General features: G+C 64.4%; 15 protein-coding genes. 14 read left to right on the forward strand and 1 reads right to left on the reverse strand.

The window, feature by feature from the left end; all coding sequences use genetic code 11:
* Positions 1-11 precede the first annotated feature (11 nt).
* The 11 genes from G520_RS0107525 to G520_RS22040 all read left to right on the forward strand — a co-directional run bounded on the left by G520_RS0107525 (position 12) and on the right by G520_RS22040 (position 14232).
* Positions 12-467, forward strand: a complete 456-nt coding sequence (locus G520_RS0107525) for a DVU_1555 family C-GCAxxG-C-C protein (protein ID WP_028535110.1) — start codon at positions 12-14, stop codon at positions 465-467.
* The gene (trsS, locus tag G520_RS24365) at positions 451-2985 is read left to right on the forward strand and encodes a radical SAM (seleno)protein TrsS (RefSeq protein ID WP_084637525.1); all 2535 of its coding nucleotides are present in this window, start codon (positions 451-453) and stop codon (positions 2983-2985) included. The genes G520_RS0107525 and trsS overlap by 17 nt, the downstream gene beginning before the upstream one ends.
* Positions 2982-4259 (forward strand): DVU_1553 family AMP-dependent CoA ligase, encoded by a 1278-nt coding sequence (locus tag G520_RS0107535; RefSeq protein WP_028535111.1) that lies wholly within the window; start codon positions 2982-2984, stop codon positions 4257-4259. The genes trsS and G520_RS0107535 overlap by 4 nt, the downstream gene beginning before the upstream one ends.
* A 3-nt stretch (positions 4260-4262) precedes the next feature.
* Positions 4263-4970 (forward strand): histidine phosphatase family protein, encoded by a 708-nt coding sequence (locus tag G520_RS22035; RefSeq protein ID WP_051229226.1) that lies wholly within the window; start codon positions 4263-4265, stop codon positions 4968-4970.
* 51 nt (positions 4971-5021) lie between these two features.
* Complete coding sequence (locus G520_RS0107545; RefSeq protein ID WP_028535112.1) at positions 5022-5213, forward strand: DUF362 domain-containing protein; 192 nt, start codon at positions 5022-5024, stop codon at positions 5211-5213.
* A gap of 41 nt (positions 5214-5254) precedes the next feature.
* Complete coding sequence (locus G520_RS0107550; RefSeq protein WP_028535113.1) at positions 5255-6790, forward strand: aldehyde ferredoxin oxidoreductase N-terminal domain-containing protein; 1536 nt, start codon at positions 5255-5257, stop codon at positions 6788-6790.
* A gap of 261 nt (positions 6791-7051) precedes the next feature.
* Complete coding sequence (locus G520_RS0107555; protein WP_028535114.1) at positions 7052-8962, forward strand: sigma-54-dependent Fis family transcriptional regulator; 1911 nt, start codon at positions 7052-7054, stop codon at positions 8960-8962.
* Between the two features lie 176 nt (positions 8963-9138).
* Complete coding sequence (locus tag G520_RS0107560) at positions 9139-9513, forward strand: hypothetical protein (protein WP_028535115.1); 375 nt, start codon at positions 9139-9141, stop codon at positions 9511-9513.
* 94 nt (positions 9514-9607) lie between these two features.
* The gene (locus tag G520_RS0107565; RefSeq protein ID WP_028535116.1) at positions 9608-10213 is read left to right on the forward strand and encodes a thiamine phosphate synthase; all 606 of its coding nucleotides are present in this window, start codon (positions 9608-9610) and stop codon (positions 10211-10213) included.
* Positions 10214-10408: 195 nt separating this feature from the next.
* A complete protein-coding gene (locus G520_RS0107570; RefSeq protein ID WP_028535117.1) occupies positions 10409-12430 on the forward strand; it encodes an FAD-dependent oxidoreductase in 2022 nt (673 codons plus the stop codon).
* Between the two features lie 5 nt (positions 12431-12435).
* Positions 12436-14232 (forward strand): 2Fe-2S iron-sulfur cluster binding domain-containing protein, encoded by a 1797-nt coding sequence (locus G520_RS22040; RefSeq protein WP_036665705.1) that lies wholly within the window; start codon positions 12436-12438, stop codon positions 14230-14232.
* 232 nt (positions 14233-14464) lie between these two features.
* Here G520_RS22040 and G520_RS0107580 read toward each other — a convergent pair whose 3' ends face one another.
* Complete coding sequence (locus G520_RS0107580; RefSeq protein WP_028535118.1) at positions 14465-15460, reverse strand: aldo/keto reductase; 996 nt, start codon at positions 15458-15460, stop codon at positions 14465-14467.
* A gap of 42 nt (positions 15461-15502) precedes the next feature.
* Here G520_RS0107580 and G520_RS0107585 point away from each other — a divergent pair, with 42 nt between their 5' ends.
* The 3 genes from G520_RS0107585 to rlmF all read left to right on the forward strand — a co-directional run bounded on the left by G520_RS0107585 (position 15503) and on the right by rlmF (position 19149).
* Positions 15503-16453 (forward strand): LysR family transcriptional regulator, encoded by a 951-nt coding sequence (locus tag G520_RS0107585; protein WP_211222785.1) that lies wholly within the window; start codon positions 15503-15505, stop codon positions 16451-16453.
* Positions 16454-16802: 349 nt separating this feature from the next.
* Positions 16803-18116: a sensor domain-containing diguanylate cyclase gene (locus tag G520_RS22045; RefSeq protein ID WP_051229228.1), complete on the forward strand. Its 1314-nt coding sequence runs from the start codon at positions 16803-16805 to the stop codon at positions 18114-18116.
* A gap of 94 nt (positions 18117-18210) precedes the next feature.
* Positions 18211-19149 (forward strand): 23S rRNA (adenine(1618)-N(6))-methyltransferase RlmF, encoded by a 939-nt coding sequence (gene rlmF, locus G520_RS0107595; protein WP_028535120.1) that lies wholly within the window; start codon positions 18211-18213, stop codon positions 19147-19149.
* Positions 19150-19156 lie beyond the last annotated feature (7 nt).

Raw genomic sequence — 19156 nt, forward strand, 5'->3', positions numbered from 1 at the left:
GAGGCGACATCATGCAAGACCATGCATTTCGGGTAGCCGAACTTTCCCTGCAGGGCTTCACCTGCAGCCATATCCTGCTGCAGCTGGGGCTGGATGCCCTGGGCCGCGAGAATCCCGACCTGATGCGCGCCATGTCCGGCCTCGCACTGGGCATGGGCAACGGCCTCGACTGCGGCGTCCTGACCGTAGGCTGTTGCCTTCTCGGTCTGTACGCAGGAAAAAGCGGACGCGACGACGATGCCGACGCCCGCCTCCCCCTGTTGCTGGAAGAGTTCACCGAATGGTTCCGCGACGAAGCCGGCGCCCGCTTCGGCGGCATCCGCTGCGCCGATATCATGGGCAACGATCCGCAGCGGAAAGTCGAGCGCTGCCCGGCCCTGACCCTGGCGGCAGCGGGCAAGGTCTTTGAAATTCTGGAAGCCAACGGCTTCGGGAGCGAAGGAGACGGCGATGCGAGCCGCTACTGAGCACTCCGCCCTGCGCACGGCCGCCATCGTCCTGGCGGCCGGCTACTCTAGCCGCATGGGCTGTTTCAAGCCTTTGCTGCCACTGGGAGACCGCAGCGTCATCGCCGGCGTGATCGACACCCTGCACCAGGCAGGCATCCGCGACGTTATCGTCGTGACCGGTCATCGCGGCGAGTGCATGGTGCCCGAACTCGCCGGCCTGGGCGTGCGCCGCGTGCACAACCGCGACTACGCGAACGGCATGTATTCGAGTGTCGCGGCCGGATTCGCTGCCCTGCCCGATACCGTCGATGCCTGCCTCGTGCACCCGGTCGATATTCCCCAGGTACGCGCCGCCAGCATACGGCGCCTGCTCCGGCACGCCGGGCAGACGGACAGCCTGATCGTATACCCGTGCTTTCACGGAGAACGCGGCCACCCGCCGCTGATTCGCCGCGCACTATTCGCCGATATCATTGCGGGCAAAGGAGACGGCGGCCTCAAACACCTGTTGGAAAGCTTTGAGCCGAAGGCGGAGAACGTCGACGTCTTCGATGCCGGCATCCTGCGCGACATGGACACCCCAGCCGACTACATCCGCCTGCTCGCATTCGCATCAGCGCGTGGATTGCCCTCGCAGGAGGAATGCGAAGCCATTCTGGCCGCCTATCGCGTGGACGAGCGTGTCTGCCGCCACTCGCGCAAGGTGGCCGATGTCGCGGTTGCCCTCGCGCAGGCATTGATAGACAACGGCGTAGAAATCGATCTCGCCCGGGTCAAGGCTGGCGCCCTGCTGCACGATATCGCACGGGCGCAGCCCGATCACGCGATGGCCGGCGCCGCCATGATGCCGGAACTCGGCTTCCCCTCGCTCGCTCCCGTGGTCGCCAGCCATATGGACCTCGATTTCGCCGGCGGCGAGCCCGATGCCGGCGACATCGTCTTCCTCGCCGACAAACTGGTGCGCGAAGACCGGCTGGTGACGCTACCCGAACGATTCCGTCCTGCCTTCGAGCGCTTTCATGGCCACGAAGACGCCCTGCGCGGCGTCAGGCGTCGTTACGCCGCCGCCCGTGCCATCGCCGGCGCAGTCGAACGCGCAAGCCGGACCGGCCTCGACACCCTGCTCGCCGGGCCAGGAACGGAGTCCACGCAGCCCCCCCGTCTTTTTTCGGAAACGGACAGCGTCTGCCCGGTTTGCCTCGAGCGCCTGCCTGCGCAGCGGGTCGGGCGCGGCGATAGCGTCTATCTCGAAAAAACCTGTCCGCAACACGGCAGCTTCTCGACCGTCATCTGGCGCGGCCTGCCGTCCTATCCCGCCTGGGGGGCGGTCCCGCACCCGGCGGCACCGCCGCACAAGCCGCAGGCCGCGAACACGCGCGGCTGCCCCTACGACTGCGGCCTGTGCCCCGAGCACGCGCAACACACGTGCTGCGTCCTGCTCGAGGTCACCCGGCGCTGCAATCTGCGCTGTCCGGTCTGCTTTGCCGCAGCAGACACGCGCGGCGACGACCCTTCGCTCGACGAGATCGAGAGACGACTGCGCGAACTGCGCGCGGCTGCCGGGCAAGTCAATCTGCAACTGTCCGGCGGCGAACCCACCCTCCGCGACGACCTGCCGGAGATCGTGGCCGTGGCCCGCGAATCGGGCTTCGACTTTGTTCAACTCAACAGCAACGGCATCCGTCTGGCCCGGGACGACACCTACGTTCATCGCCTCGCCCGCGCGGGCCTCGATTGTGTTTTTCTGCAATTCGACGGACTGGACGACGCGATCTACCGCCGCCTGCGCGGCGCCGATCTGTTCGCCCTCAAGCAAGCGGCGATCGAGAACTGCGCCAGGCATGGCATCGGGGTGGTTCTGGTTCCGACGCTGGTGCCGGGCGTCAATGTCGCCGCCATCGGTTCAATCATCGATTTCGCCGCGCGCCTGACCCCCGCGGTCCGGGCCGTCCATTTTCAACCCGTCAGCTACTTTGGCCGCTACCCGACCGCGCCGCTGGATGCCGACCGGCTGACCCTGCCCGAGCTCATGCGCGAAATCGAGCTGCAAAGCGGCGGACGCATCGCCGTCGCCGACTTTCACCCCGGTTCGGCCGAAAACGCCTATTGCTCGTTCAGCGGCAATTTCACCGTCGATGCCGACTATCGTTTACAAGCCCTGCCGCCAACACAGGATGATGGCTGCGGCTGCGGCAGCACCTCCGACCGGGCCCAGCGCGCGCGACGCGCCGTCGCCGCGCAATGGGCGGCCCCGCCTGCATTGGCCCCCGACGGCTGTTGCGGCGGCGGCATAAGCACGGTCAGCTTCGATGCCTTCCTCGCCCGGCGCCGCCGCCGGCTCAGCATCTCCGCGATGGCATTCCAGGACGCCTGGACGCTGGACCTGGAGCGCCTGCGCGACTGCTACATCCATGTCGCCACCGAAGACACGCGCATCGTGCCGTTCTGCGCCTACAATCTGACCGCGCAATCGGGTCATGGTCTTTACCGTCGGCGGGCGCTGGCGGAGCACGGAGAGCAAGGAATCGCGCAATGAACACCGCCAATCCGCTGCAGCACTGGCTGAGCGCGAAGCTGGGCGCGGCAGGGGAGCGCGAGCTTGCGCGCTACCAGTTGCAGCGCCTTCGCGAAACCGTGATCTGGGCGCGCGGGCACAGTCCGTTCTACCGTCGCCATCTGACCGGCTTCGACGCCGCGCGGCTGGACACGATGAACGCCGTCGGCGAGCTGCCCTTTACCTGCGCCGCTGACCTGCGCCGCAACGACCCTCCGCTGCTGTGTCTGTCGCAAAGCGAGATCTGTCGCGTCGTGACGCTGGAAACATCGGGCACCAGCGGACCTCCCAAGAGGCTGTATTTCACCCGCGACGATCAGGAATCCACCATCGACTTTTTTCATCATGGCATGGCTGTCCTGGCCCATCCCGGCGACACGGTACTGATCCTGTTTCCGTGCCGGCGCCCGGGGGGAATAGGCGACTTGCTGGCAAGCGCACTGCGACGGCTGGGCGCCAGGCCGATAGCCGCCGGCCCGGTCGCCGATGCGGCGCAGACACTGGCACTGATCGCCCGCGAACAGGTCGACGTGATCGCAGGGATTCCGCGGCAATTGCGCGCCCTCGCCCGCCACGGCGCCGTGCATGGCACGTCGCCGGTCGGCGTGCGCGCGGTTCTGCTCAGCGCGGACCAGGCCGCCCCCGCCCTCGTCGAGGATCTGCGCCACACATGGCGCTGCGAAGTGTTCGAGCACTACGGGATGACCGAGATGGGTCTGGGCGGCGGTGTCGACTGCCGCGCACACGCCGGCTACCATCTGCGCGAGGCGGACCTGCTGTTCGAAGTCGTCGATCCGGACACCGGACAGCGGCTTGCGGACGGACAGTATGGCGAAGTGGTGTTCAGCACGCTGAATCGGCGCGGCATGCCACTGATACGCTATCGCAGCGGCGATATATCCCGCTTCATCCCCGGCCCGTGCGAGTGCGGCAGCGCATTGCGCCGCCTCGAACGCGTACGGGACAGGCTGGGCGCCAGCCCGCGGCTGTCGCTGTCCGTGCTTGACGATGCGCTGTTTGCCCTGGACGAAGTCGTCGACTTTGACGCCACCCTGCACGACGGCAGCCCCCCGCGGCTGGAGCTGGCCGTGCAGCTCAGCGACGCCGCGGCCGGTCTCGACCGCGTGCGCGCGGCATTGATCGCGATTCCGGCTTTCGACGATGCCCGCGGCAATGGCGGCTTTTGCCTCGAACTCACGGCCACCGCCGTCGCTACCGCCCCCACCCCGGCCAAGCGCCGCATGCGGATCGCATGAGTCATGACGGCTCTCGTCTATCTGCTGCGGCATGGGGATATCGGCCCGACCGCCGCCCGCCGTTACATCGGCCAGACCGACCTGCCGCTGTCGATCGCCGGCCGGCAGCAGGCGCAGGCACTGGCGTCCAGCCTGGCCGGCTGCCGCCTCGATGCGATCTACGCTAGCGATCTGTGCCGCGCGCAGCTGACCGCACGCATCGTCGCCGCGCCGCACGGTCTGGCGGTCGAAACCCGGCGCGACTTGCGCGAAATCGCTCTCGGCGATTGGGAAGGGCTCGCCCGCCACGATGTGGCGGCGCGCTTCCCCGAGGCCTACGCCGCACGGGGAAGCGATATCGTCAATTTTCGCCCTGCCGGCGGCGAAAGTTTCGCCGATGTCCGGCTGCGGGCGCTGAGGGTATGGCGGGAGATCCTCGCCAGCGGAAACGAGAGAGTGGCGGTGGTTGCCCACGCCGGAATCAATCGCGTCGTGCTCTGCCACGCGCTCGGCCTGCCGCTGTCGGGCCTGCTGTCCATTGCGCAACGCTACGCGTGCATCAATGTCTTGCGCTTCGAACAGGATCGCTGCACGGTCGAGGCCATCGACTGCCTGACCCTGGACTGCTGTCACGAAATGACACAGCAGCCTCCATGTCGCCCTGTTCCCGTTGCCGGCGAAGGCCCGGATTCCGATACTGTAGACATGCCAGACAAACCGGCGACGACATGATCGCCATCGCTTGCCGTCGCGCTGTCCCGTGAACCTCAGCAGGAGAACATCATGGCTTACACTATTGTCCCCGAACTCTGTAACGGCTGCGGTGCGTGCGAATCCGAATGCCCGAACCACGCCATCTCGCACATCCTGAAACGCTACGTCATCGATGCAGACAAGTGCAAGGAATGCGAGGGCGACTTCGACAGCCCGATGTGTGCCGATTTGTGCAATACCGACGCCTGTGTGCCGGCCTGAGAGGCCGCCCCGGCAGGGCCCGGCCTCGGAGAAAGAGCAGCATGGATAGAATCGTCCGCATCGACATGGCCGAGTTGTCCGCCCGCATCGAGCCCATCCCCGAAGCCTGGCATCTGCTGGGTGGTCACACCCTGACGTCGAGCATCGTGGCGGCGGAAGTCCCGCCGGCCAGCCACGCGTTCGACGCGAGCAACAGGCTTGTTTTTGCTCCCGGCATGCTCACCGGCACCGCCGCAGCCAAGGTCGGGCGTCTTTCGGTCGGCGCCAAGAGCCCGGTGAGCGGCGGCATAGAAGAAAGCAATACCGGCACCGCCGCCGCACGCATGCTGGCCCGGCTCGGGGTCAAGGCGCTGATCATAGAAGGTGCGCCGCGCCACGACCGCTGGTACCACATCCATATAACCAAAGACGCCATCGTCATCGAAGAAGAAGACGAGCTGGTAGGCAAAGGCAATTGTTGCCTGGTCAACCGGGTTCAGGCCCGTCTCGGGAAACCGGCCGGCATCATTTCCATCGGTCCGGTCGGCGAGATGAAAATGCTGTCGGCCACGCTGGCGGTCCACGGCGCGGAAAACGGGCTGCATGCCCTGGGCCGTGGCGGCCTGGGGGCGGTCATGGGGGCCAAACGCCTCAAATACATTGCCCTGGACGATAGCGACACGCCGCCGCTGATGCCCAGGGACGCCGCCAGTTTCATGCTGTCGGCCCGTCATTTCGCGCTCGCCCTGCTCGATCATCCGGACAGCGGGCGCATCCTGCCCGATTCCGCCGCTCGGATTCTGGTCGAACTGCTCGACGAGACAGGAGGACGTTTCCACCCCGCCCTTGCCGCCAGCGCCCGTTTCAAGGAGGCTAGCCGCACCGTCCCCGGTCGCAGGCACCCGTTGCCGCCCTATGGGTGCCGTCCCGACTGTCGGCTTGCATGCACACCGGTCTATGACACCACCCATCGACGCCACATCGCCCCGGGATTCGAATACGAAGCCCTGTGGCGCATGCAGGAGGGCGATGCGCAGGAAACCGCCGACCACATCGCCACCGCCGACCACATCATGGACGACATCGGCTGCGATGCCCTCAGCGTGGCGCTGGCCATCGCTGCCGCCATGGAGAGGGGCGCCCTGCCTGCGGGGGATGGCGGGGCCGTGATCCAGACACTGAGACAGGAGGTCGCGCGGGGCACCGGACTGGGCCGCCGTCTCGGCGCGGGTGTCGTCTATACCGCCAAGCCGGCGGGGGAGCACGAAGGGCATGCACGGCGCTTGCGTATCGCTACCGCCGCCGTCGATTCCACCGGCATCTGTCTCTTTATTGGCTTGCCCGCAGTCAATATTCCAACCGGACTGGCCGCCTTGACTGGCATGATCAACGCACGCTTCAATCTCGAACTCGGTCGCGGCGATGTCGCACTTCATGCACAGACGGTACTGGCCAAGGAACGACGGTTCAACTTGGCGGCCTCTCGTCCCCCCGCGCAAGATGACCGCCCCGAACGCTATGAATGGAATGCGCCCCCGCCTCCGGCCGCAGTGTGGGACGCCAGCTCGGGATGGGCCGAATCGTTCTGGACATTCTGACGGCTCCCTCCCGCGGGCGGTACGGCATCGTTGCCTGCTTCGCGCGGGGCACACGGGGTTTGGCCGGTTTCATCCCCGCTGAATCGAAGCGCATTCGGCATAATTATTCAAATTTGATATGCGTAACATGTTCGACGAACGGCACCATTGCCTGCGACTTCACCGGAGATACGCGCCGCTATTTACCTGCGTGTATACTTGATCAGTGACGAAAGCGACACAGCCGACACGCTTGTTCGACACCGCACCGGATGAAACGAGATGACAGGAAACAGCCTTACCGGACGAGCCATACTGCGCCGGGCACGCGAGCTGCTACTGGAAGGCAGCGAATTACCGCTGGGTTATATGGTCAACACCTTGCTGGCCAGCTCCTGGCGACGCAGCGCCGAAGCCGGCCTGACACCGGAAGGAAGGCTGCCCGATTGCGCGCGGCTCGACGCCAGGCAGTTGGCACGCGCCTCGGAAAGAACCGAAAAATTCATCTGCCAGGCACGCCCGGTCATGGAATACCTGCAGGCACAGATCCGCGGTTCGGGCAGCATGGTAGTTCTTGCCGATGATTGCGGCGTCATCCTGCAGACCTATGGCGATGCCGAATTTCTGACTCGCGCCGACCGGGTGGCCCTGGTACCCGGCGTATCGTGGAACGAGCGCCATCGCGGCACCAACGGCATCGGCACGTCGCTGGCCGAAGGGCGGCCCTTACTGGTACACGGCGGCGAACATTTTCTCGAACGCAACGGCTTCCTGAGCTGTGCCGCCGCGCCGGTCATGGCACCGGACGGCAAGCGGCTGGGCGTGATCAATATCTCCGGCGACGAGCGCCGCCACCATTCGCACACGCTCGGGCTGGTCCGTACCGCCGCCCAGACGCTGGAAAACCGTCTGTTCGACGCCTGCTACGGCCACACCTTGCACATCCGGTTTCACCAGCTGGCAGAAGGCATAGGCACGTTCGCCGAGGGCTGCGCCGCCCTGTCGGAGGACGGCTGGATCATCGGAGCCAACCAGCCGGGCTTCGCCCTGCTCGGCATCAGCGCGGCCGATCTCGGCGTCACGCCCTTGTCGCGGTTGTTGCGCGTCAATATCGACGACCTGATCGACTGGGGATATCGCCAGCCCGGCGTGCCCATGCTGCTCAGCCGCAGCGATGGCAGCCGGCTGTTCGTGCTGCTTGAACTCGGGCGCGCGCGCGCGTTGTCCTGTCCGGTGCCGGACACGAGCCCACGCCAGCGCGACCCGCTGGCCGCCATCGATTGCGGCGACGACAAGCTGGCCGCCGTGGTCGACAAGGCCCGCAAGCTGATAGGAAAACCGATCGCTATTCTGCTGCAAGGTGAATCGGGCGTCGGCAAGGAGTTTTTTGCGCGGGCGCTGCATGCGAGCGGCCCGCGCCACGCGGCCCCCTTCGTCGCCGTCAACTGTGCGGCCATACCCGAGAACCTGCTCGAAGCCGAGTTGTTCGGCCATGTCCCGACCTTGTGCCGGGACGAATGGCAGGGGCGGCTGCGCGAAGCCAACGGCGGCACGCTCTATATCGAGGAAATCGGCGACCTGCCGCTCCCGCTGCAAGCCCGGCTGCTCGATGTTCTGCGCAAGAAGCACCTGATCCCTCTCGGCGGCGACGCCATCGCCATCGATATTGTCCTGATCTGCGCCACGCAACGCGACCTGAAAGCCGAGGTCGGTGCCGGCCGTTTCAATGCCGACCTTTACTATCATATCAACGGCATGACCTTGCGCTGCCCGCCCTTGCGCGAGCGGTCCGATTTCGCTCCGCTGCTCGCGCATCTGCTTGAAGAACTGGCTCCTGGCCGCATGATCTCGCTCGAGCCCGCATTGACCTCCGCTTTTGCGACCTACTCCTGGCCCGGCAACCTCAACCAGCTGACCAATGCCCTGCGTGCGGCCTGTACCCTGCTCGAACCCGGCGAAACGCGTATCGGCTGGCAGCACCTGCCCGACGATCTGGCGGAAGAGCTGCGCTGGCAGTCGTCGGCGCCGTCCGACACCACCGATGCCCCGGAAAACCTGCGCGAGCTGTCGGCCACGACCATGGCGCGCGCGATCGCCCAAAGTCATGGCAATATGTCGGAAGCGGCCCGTCGGCTCGGCATCAGCCGCAACACTCTATACCGTCACATGCGTGCGGCATCCTCCGGCACCTGAGCGGCGCCTGATAGCGCGCACTAAAATACTTACTTTTTTAACTATTTAGAGTAGAATGACTTATTCGTACCGGCACGCCGGTACGGGTGGCAGGCATGCGCGCCCTTTCCCATCGCCATGCAGGTCAGGTTCTTTGTTTGCGCCGGGCGCAAGCGCCCAGGCAGAAAGGCCCTATCATGAATCCGGTGTTACGCATTGTCGTATGCGCCATCCTGCTCGGCACGGCCGGCACCGTCGTGGCGCAAGGCGCGTCCTATCTGCAGGTCATCGAGCCGGCAAGCGGGGCGACCGTAGTCCAGTTTTCGCTACTGACAGAGAACGGCTGCCAGCGCGTGCGCGAGCAGATGAGCCCGCAGCAGCAGCAACTGGCGCGGTGCAGCGACCAGTCGCAGGAAGACAGTCTGCCGTGGAAATCGACGCTGAAGAACGAGCAGCTCGGTATTGCGGTGCAGGTATCGACCAAAACCCGCGAAATCTGCGACCTGCTGGTCGCGCAGACCCGCGCCAAGAATGGCGCCCATCCCGAAATCATCTCCGACTGCGCACAGTAAGCAACTTGACCCCAGGCGGCCAGGCGCCGATACTCGGCGCGGGCGCCCGCCTGGGCGCGTGATCCGTCACCCGATCCGACAAGGCGTTTTTTTCATGAACCTCGACCGCTTTTACCCTGTTTTCGATGACATCGGCTGGCTCGAGCGTTTGTTGCCGCTGGGCTTGCGGCTGGTCCAGCTGCGGATGAAGGACCGCGACGAGAGTACCCTCAGGCGCCAGATCCGCCAGGCGCGCACGCTGTGCCAGAGTCACGGCTGCCAGCTGGTGGTCAATGATTACTGGCGTCTGGCGATAGACGAAGGGTGCGACTGCATCCATCTCGGACAGGAGGATCTGGACGACGCCGACATCGACGCGCTGCGCGAGGCCGGCGTGAAACTCGGCATCAGCACCCACGACCGCTCCGAGCTCGAGCGCGCGCTCGCACTCTCTCCCGCCTATATTGCCTTGGGGCCGATTTATCCGACCCGCCTCAAACAGATGAAGTGGCATGCCCAGGGGCTGGAGCGCCTCGGGGCATGGAAGCGCCGCATCGGCGACATTCCGCTGGTTGCCATCGGCGGCATGTCGGTAGACCGCGCGGCCGGCGCTTTCGCCGCCGGCGCCGACAGCGTCGCCGCCGTGACCGATATCACTTTGCACCCCGATCCCGCCGCCCGCATCGCCCAGTGGCTGAGCGCAACCCGCCCTGCGGCCTGAGCCCTCCCCTCCCTTGTCGTCTCCCGTCCTCCCTGCGGCAGAATTCCCGGCTTAAATCGCGCACTCTTGATTAACCTCAAGCAGTGCAGGCGACGGTAAAGAGCAAGCTACCGGCAACAGGGTTTTGTGCACTTCATTCTCGGGAAATCCGCCCGTTTCGACCGTGATCAACATTGAGAGCGATGAGGGTTAGATATGACTTATCCGGCATTTGGTGTCTGGGAAGGAAAGGTTTACGACTACCGCAAACATGCGCCGGCCGAAGCGCTGCCCGTTCTGTCCGGCCTCGACGATTTCGAGCCCGGCAACACGACCCGGGCCTTCATCGCGGATCGCGGTTTTCTGGTATTCGACCCGGAAGCCAGTCTGATCGAAGCGTTCAGTCAGTATATGAACCAGGCGGCGCGCGAGTCCTGTGGCCGGTGCACACCCTGTCGAGTCGGAACCCAGCGCATTCGCGACCTGCTCGACGAGTTCGGACATGGCCGCGGCAAGGGGCGGGAACAGACACTGAAGAACGTAGAGGAAATCGCGCGCCAGGTCACGCTGACCTCCTTGTGCGGCATGGGACAGAGCTGTGCCAAAGCCTTGCTGCAGGCACTGCGCCACTTTCCAGAAGAGTTCAAGCCGCGCCCTCCCGAGCAACGGGCCGATCAGCACAGCTACACCTATACCACGGCGCCCTGTATCGAAGTCTGCCCGTCCAAGGTCGACGTTCCCAAATATATCGATGGCGTCAAGGGCGGCAAGTTCGACCATGCACTCGGCGTGGTGCTGGACAAATACTCGATGGTCGCGACCTGTGGACGGGTCTGTGTCCGCTTCTGCGAAGCGGCCTGCCGCCGCAACGGCGCCGAAGGCTCGGCCGTCGGCATCCGCATGCTCAAGCGCTACGCCGCCGATCAGATCATGACCATGGAAAAGCCGCTCACCTTCGAGCGGGCGGCCGTCAGCCACAGCGAACGCATCGCCATCATCGGCGCCGGGCCGGCCGGCATCACCTGCGCCTATAAACTGCTGCTGGCCGGCTATCAGGTCGACATCTACGAGGCGCAACGCGCGGCGGGTGGCATGGCGTCGATAGGCATCCCCAGCTACCGCCTGCCCAAGGACGTGCTGAAGTTCGAGTCGGAAGACCTCGTCCGCCATCTGGGCGGGCAATTCTTCTACGGCAAGTTGCTCGGCCAGGATTTCTCGGTCGACGATCTGTTTGCCCAGGGCTATGCCTCGGTCTTTCTCGGCTATGGCGCGAGCCAGGGCACCCTGCTCGGCGTCAAGAACGAAGATCCGGGCCTGCAAGGCTATACCTCGGGCGTGGATTTCCTGCTTAAGGTGCACAAGCATGTCGAGTACGGCGAACCGTATGAAATCAAGGGGGATGTCGTCGTCGTCGGCGGCGGCAATGTCGCCATGGACTGCGTGCGCTCTGCCAAACGGATGGGGGCAAAATCGGTCCACCTGATTTATCGCCGCACGCTGGAAGACATGCCGGCCGACCACGAGGAAGTCGTCGCCTCCGAACATGAAGATATCATCTTCCACTGCCTGACCAATCCTTCGGCTCTGCTGGTGAAGGATGGCCTCGTCACCGGCGTCGAACTTGTGCAGATGCGACAGACCGAGCGCGATGCGCGCGGCCGGCGCAGTGTGGAGGCGATCCCGGGCAGCGAATCGGTCATGAACTGCGACCTGATCATCGCCGCCATCGGGCAGCAAGTCGACAAGAGCGTTCTCAAACCGGAAGAAGGCATCGTGCTCGACCGCTGGAACTGCATCACGGTCGATCCCGATACCCTGCAGACCAGCCGTGCCGGCGTATTCGCCGGCGGCGACTGCGTACTCGGCCCCTTGACGCTGGTCAATGCGCTCGACCATGGAGAGCGTGCAGCCGCCAGCATCGTGGAATACCTGCAAAGCGGCACGATCACGGTCAGACCCGCCGCCCGCATGCAGAAGCTGCTCGCCAAGAACAAACTGCTGAGCGATGAGTGTCTTGAGGTCCCGCCGCTGCGGCGCGAGAGAGCCGAGGTGCCCGAACAGGATGCCCGCTTGAGGATATCCAACTTCGAGGAAGTGGAAGGCGGTTTATCGAAAGCCGAGGCCTACGAGGAAGCCCGTCGCTGCCTGCGTTGCTACCGGCTGTACTCGATCGTCACCCGCCAGCCGCTGACCGCTCCGGCCGCAGGGCACAACCTACAACCCATTCTTGCTGAGTGAACGCCATGAAAGCTTACATCAACGGACAGGAAATCGCTTTCGAACCCGAGCAGACCATCCTCGAGGTCGCACGGAAGAACGACATCTATATTCCGACGCTGTGCGAGCTGCACGACATCGACCATGCCCCCGGCACCTGTCGCGTCTGCCTGGTCGAACTTCGGCAGCACAGCGGGGATGACGCGCAGTACGTGACCGCATGCGACACGCCGCTGCGGGAAGGCTGGCAGGTTCTGACCCGCACCGCCGAAGTGCAGGAGATGCGCCGCCTGCAACTGGAAATGACGATGGCCGACCACCATCAGTCCTGTTCCACCTGTTCACGCACCGGCAACTGCGAGCTGCTGGCGGCAGCCAACTCGGTGGGGCTGCAGCATGTCCGTTTTCACTATTCCGAAGGCTGGGAGAACGAAGATCCGATCATCGAAGGCCAGCCCATCGTTTACGACCGCAGCCGCTGCATCCGCTGCCAGCGCTGCGTGGCGGTCTGCCGCAGCGTGCAGAATATCGATGCGCTGGAGCTGAGCGGCTGGGGCAATACCGCGGGCGTGCGGCTGAAAGGCGGCTCGGTCGATGCCTCGCCTTGCGTCAGTTGCGGGCAATGCCTGATGGTGTGCCCGACCGGCGCCCTATCCGAGCATGACCAGACGCAAGAGGTGCTCGATTATCTGGCCGACCCGGAGATCACCACCGTATTCCAGATGGCGCCCGCCATCCGCGTCGGCTTCGGCGAGGAATTCGGCCTGCCGCCGGGATTCAACGTAGAAGGCCAGATCATCGCCGCCCTGCGCAAGATCGGGGCCGACATCATTCTCGACACCAACTTCGCCGCCGACGTCGTGATCATGGAGGAAGGCACCGAACTGCTCGGTCAGTTGAAGCAAGACAAGCGCCCCACCTTCACCTCATGCTGCCCGGGCTGGATTACCTTTGCCGAGAAACATTACCCCGAGATATTGCCCTACCTGTCCTCCACCCGTTCCCCGCAGCAGGTGCTGGGGGTCATCGCGAAAACCTATCTGGCCGAGAAGCGCGGCATCGATCCGGCCAGGATGCGCGTGATCTCCATCATGCCGTGCACCGCGAAGAAAGGTGAGGCCGCACGCAGCGAACTCGGGCGCGATGGCCGGCCCGATGTCGATATCGTACTGACGATTCGCGAATTCGCCCGTCTGCTGCGCCGCGAGGGCATCGATATCAAGACGCTGCAGCCCTCCGCCTTCGATGACCCGTATATGAGCGAATACTCGGGTGCCGGCGCGATCTTCGGAACCACCGGCGGCGTTATGGAAGCGGCCTTGCGCACCATGTATTTCGTGGTCAACGGCAAGGAACTGGAGCACGTCGAAATCACGCAGCTGCGCGGTTTCGAGAACGTCCGCACCGCAACCGTTAATCTCGGCGGCGAATATGGCGAAATCAAGGTCGCCATGTGTCATGGACTCAAAGGCACGCGCGAAATCGTCGAAGGCGTCCTGGCCGGCACATCGGACTTTGATTTCATCGAAGTCATGGCCTGCCCGGGCGGCTGCGTCGACGGCGGCGGCACCTTGCGGTCGAAAAAAGCCTATCTGCCCTTCGCGCTCAAACGGCGCGAAACCCTGTATGGCATCGACCGGGGCACCAAGGCGCGGCAATCGCACAACAACACCCAGGTACAGCGTTTGTATGCCGACTTCCTGGAAGCGCCGCACTCGGAAAAAGCGCACCATCTGTTGCATACGCACTATACCGAGCGCAAATCGACGCTGTGGAGCGGACTCGAATCCGTGCAGGGCAAGGCGGAGAGCACGAAAGACTGAGCCGCCCACGCGCAGACGGCCCGGACAGCGGCCTGTCCGGGCCGTTTTCATTTCAGGCCGGCTCCGGCACCCCACGCGGATAGGCACGACATCCGCCATCGCCGGGCGACCGGCGTTGCCGACGAAAGCCGGCGCCGCGCGCATCCGGCGCGATGTTCAGGCGCGGCGCCCATGCCGGGACGATCCGGCGCCCGGGCCGGCCGAGCGGTCGATCGCACGGTCAGCGCCCATTTCATTTCTCGGCCATCGCCTCAAACGCTGCCGAGTATCGGGCGCCCGAAATGTTTTCGGGCGCGAACGTCGCTTCAAGCCGGGCGCATTCCTCGGCGGACAATTGCAGCGCGGCCGCGGCGACATTCTGCTCCAGGTGCCCGAGGCGTTTGGCACCGGGGATCGGAATGATGTCACCGCCCTGGGCCAGCACCCAGGCCAGGGCGACTTGTGCAGCGCTCATTCCTTTTGCGACCGCGATTTCTTCGATCACCGCCACCAGGCTGCGGTTCGCCTCCACGTGCCCAGGCTGGAAGCGCGGCAGATTGTGGCGGAAATCGCCCGCTTCCAGCATGGCGGCAGCGGGCACCTTGCCGGTCAGGAAGCCGCGGCCGAGAGGGCTGAACGGCACGAAGGAAATGCCCAGCTCGCGGCAGGCGTCAAGAACGCCATTGGTTTCGACATCGCGCGTCCACAGTGAATATTCGCTCTGCAAAGCCGTGATCGGGTGGATGGCATGGGCGCGGCGCAGCGTATCGGCAGAGACTTCGGAAAGACCGATCGCACGGACCTTGCCCTCGGTCACCAGTTCGGCCATTGCGCCGACACTTTCTTCGATGGGTACCGCCGGATCGACACGGTGCAGATAGTAGAGGTCGATGACATCGGTATCGAGCCGCTTCAGCGAGGCTTCCGCGACGGCGCGCGCATTTTCGGGACGTCCATCCGTTCCGGTGATCTCGCCGAAATCGCTACGATCCCGGTTGTAGACGAAACCGAATTTCGTCGCGATGAGCACCCGCTCCCGGTGAGGCTTGAGCGCCTTGCCCAGAAGTATCTCGTTGCGATAGGGGCCATAAACCTCGGCAGTGTCGAAGAAGGTCACGCCAAGTTCGACTGCGCGATGCAGGGTCCGGATCGAGCTGGCTTCATCCTGGACGCCATACGCCTGGCTCAGTCCCATGCAGCCCAGGCCGATGGCCGAGACCTCGGTTTTTCCTAATTTGCGATGTTCCATAACGTGTTCCTCTCTGGAATTGGCTGGAATACGAGCATGGTAATGGCGACGACAGACACTGATAACCCGTGCAAAAAAGAATGGGGCGATCTAAAATATAGAACAATGGATCGAACGCAGCTTTCCCAACTCGTCGTTTTCGTCACCGTCGCCAAGGCCGGGAGTTTTCGTGCGGCGGCCGATCAACTCGGCATCGCGCCTTCCGCCGTCAGCCACGCCGTTTCGACGCTGGAGGACGCCCTGGGGCTGCGACTGCTGGCAAGAACCACGCGTTCGACACGTCCGACCGAGGAGGGGGAACGCCTTCTGGCACGCGTCGCAGCTCCCCTCGCCGAAATCGAAACGGGATTCGCGGATGTCACGGAGGGAGCCGTTGCGCCTTCTGGTCCCTTGCGGATCACGATGCCGCTCCTCGCCGTCCAGGAGATCATCATGCCTCGGCTGCCGGAGTTCGCGGCGCTCTACCCGGCGATTGAACTCGATATTCGCGTTTCGGATGTGTTTGAAAACATCGTCGAGAACGGGTGCGACGCAGGGATCCGGCTCGGGGAGAGCCTGGAGGTCGACATGATCGCGGTACGCGCTGGCGGAGCACGGCGCGGCATGATCGTCGGCTCCCCCGCTTACTTCGCAAAACATCCCAAACCCCTGCACCCCCGCGATCTGGCCGCACACAACTGCATCCGCCGCCGGTTCCAGAGCGGACGCATCTACCGCTGGGAATTGGAACACGACGGGCATGCGATCAGCGTTGGCGTAAAGGGCAATGTGATCCTGCCACAGCAGGAACTGATGAGGCAGGCCGCTCTCGACGGCATTGGCCTGGCTTTTCTGTTCGAGAAAACCGTTTCGGCCGATGTACGGGAAGGCAAACTGATCTCCGTCATGGAAGAATGGTGTCCACCCTTCGATGGCTTTTATATCTACTATCCTTCCCGGCGCCTGATGCGTCCTGCATTGCGGGCCTTTCTCGAATTCTTCCGTTACGGGTAGTCTGCGCAACGCGCAGTTCGAGGCGCGAGTGCGGCGTGGACGGATTGCGACAGGAAGCCGCCGGACGGGCTCCTGTCTTGTCGTCGCGCTTGCCGGCCTCGTGTTTCGACACGCCCAGGCATGCGAGCGCGGCGCCCCGGTATGGCTCCACGCCCACGCAAGCGCCAGTGCTTCAGTGGGCCGACAAACCCCTGACCGGCCGTGCCGTATCGGTTCCTCTAGAGCCTCGCCCTCCCGCGCAAGACGTGACATCGGGCATTTTTTGCCCGCGCGGCACAGCTTTCCCTGCCAGAACGGCATCTATTGAGTAGGATAAAGTAATGACACTACTCATGGCAGGGAGAACGTCATGGCAGGACGGGAAGAAATCGCCGTCGAAGTACTCGGAGAGGACGAGACTTACCGCGCCCTGTTCGACAATATGCTCAACGGACTCGCCTATTGCCGCATGCTGTACGAGGACGACCGTGCGGTCGACTTCGTCTACCTGGCGGTCAACCAGGCCTTCGTCTCCCAGACCGGCCTGAGCGACGTGATCGGTCGCCGCGCCTCCGATGTTCTGCCGGGGCTGCGCGAGACCGACGACGACCTGTTGCAGGCTTATGGCCGCGTTGCCGCAAGCGGAAAGCCCGAGCGCTTCGAACACTATCTGAATGTGCTGCAAATGTGGCGTTCGGTCTCGGTCTACTGCCCCAAACCCGGGCATATCGTCGCCATCTTCGACATCATCACCGAGCGCAAGCAGGCAGAAGCCCGGCTCAACGTGGCGCTGGCCGAAGCCGAACGCTTGCGCCGAGCGCTCGATCACGTCCCCGCCTACATTTATATGAAGGATCTCGAACATCGTTATATCTACGCGAATAAATTGACGATGGAACTGTTCGGCGGCACCGCGCGCGACCTGATCGGCAAAACGGACGAGGATTTTTTCCCGGCTTCGACCGTGGCGAAGTTGCACGAGGTCGACAACCGGGTGTTCGCCGGCGCCTTGACGGGCGAAGAAATCGAGATCCCCGGCGCCGACGGCCATCTGCGCGTGTATTGGGAGGTGAAAGCCCCCATCTTCGAGCAGGCCGGGGCCGACCGGGTCTGGGGTCTGGTCGGCATTTCGACCGACATCACCGAACACAAGGAACTGGAAGCGCGCCTTGAAATCCAGGCGCACACCGACTTCCTGACCGGCTTGCCCAACCGCAGCTACTTCTTCGAGCTGGCTGAAAAAGAACGCGCGCGCGCGGTGCGCTACAAGGCGGCCTTGTCGCTGGTCATGATAGACCTCGACCATTTCAAGCTGATCAACGATACCTATGGACACGAAGTAGGCGACCGCGCCCTGCGCGAATTCGCCCACGTCTGCCGCCAAACCTTGCGCGACCCCGATTTGATCGGTCGCATCGGCGGCGAGGAATTTGCCGTTCTTTTGCCCGAAACCAGCGGTTGGCAAGCCTACGAAGCCGCCGACCGTCTGCGTCTGGCGATCGCGGCGATCCGGCTGCCTATCGAACGCGGACTGCCGGTCCAGTTCACGGCCTCGCTCGGTGTCGCCTCCCTGACCGAGAGCGACGTCAACCTCGATGTCTTTCTCAACCGCGCCGACCGCGCCTTGTTCGAGGCCAAGCGCAATGGCCGCAACCGGACGTGCGAGATCCCGGAAGGCAAGTGAAGGCGGCGATTTGTCAGCACCCGCGGCGAAGGCTACCATACCGCCTTCTCCACTTCGGCGCCGGCGACACCCGGCGCAGACAAGCGAACAGCCGATGGTCACCACGGACAAGCGTCTGCACCCGCGCAACCGGCATCAGGGGCGCTATGATTTTGCGGCCCTGATCGCGGCCTGCCCGGCTCTTTCCTCCCATGTCGCGCCCAATGCCTACGGCGACGACTCCATCGACTTCGCCGACCCGACGGCCGTCAGGCAACTCAACCGCGCCCTGCTTGCGCACGACTACGGCGTCGTCGGCTGGGATATCCCGGACGGCTATTTGTGCCCGCCCATTCCCGGGCGCGCCGATTACCTGCATTATCTGGCCGATTTACTGGCGTCCGGGCGCAAGCGCTCCATCCCGCGCGGCACGGCAGTGCGGGTACTCGACATCGGTGTCGGAGCCAACTGCGTCTACCCCTTGATCGGCCATGCCGAGTATGGCTGGCGTTTCGTCGGCAGCGACATCGATGACGGCGCGCTGAACAGCGCGCGTGCCATCCTCGCCGCCAATCCGGCGATGTCGGCGGCGATCGAACTGCGGCGCCAGAACGATCCGAATGCGATTTTCGACACCGTCATCCGTGCGGGCGAACGCTTCGACCTCACCCTGTGCAACCCGCCCTTCCACGCCTCACGCGCCGAAGCCGGCGCAGGCACGCGCAGGAAATGGCAGAACCTCGGACGCGGCGACACGCGCGATACCCGCCTGAATTTCGGCGGACGCCAGTCCGAGCTTTGGTGCCCGGGCGGCGAAGAGGCCTTCATCGGGCGCATGATAGCGGACAGCGTGCGTTTCGCCGACCGCTGCTGCTGGTTCAGCAGCCTGGTATCGAAAGCGGCCAGCCTGCCCGCACTGCGGCGCGCGCTCAAGCACAGCGCCGTGCGCCACAGCACGATCCTCGCGATGGCTCAGGGGCAGAAGCAGAGCCGCGTACTCGCATGGACCTTTCTCGACGCGGCAGGACGGCGCGACTGGCACAGCGGCGGCTAAGCTCCCG

The sequence above is a fragment of the Paludibacterium yongneupense DSM 18731 genome (assembly GCF_000422925.1).
Taxonomy (GTDB): Bacteria; Pseudomonadota; Gammaproteobacteria; order Burkholderiales; family Chromobacteriaceae; genus Paludibacterium; species Paludibacterium yongneupense.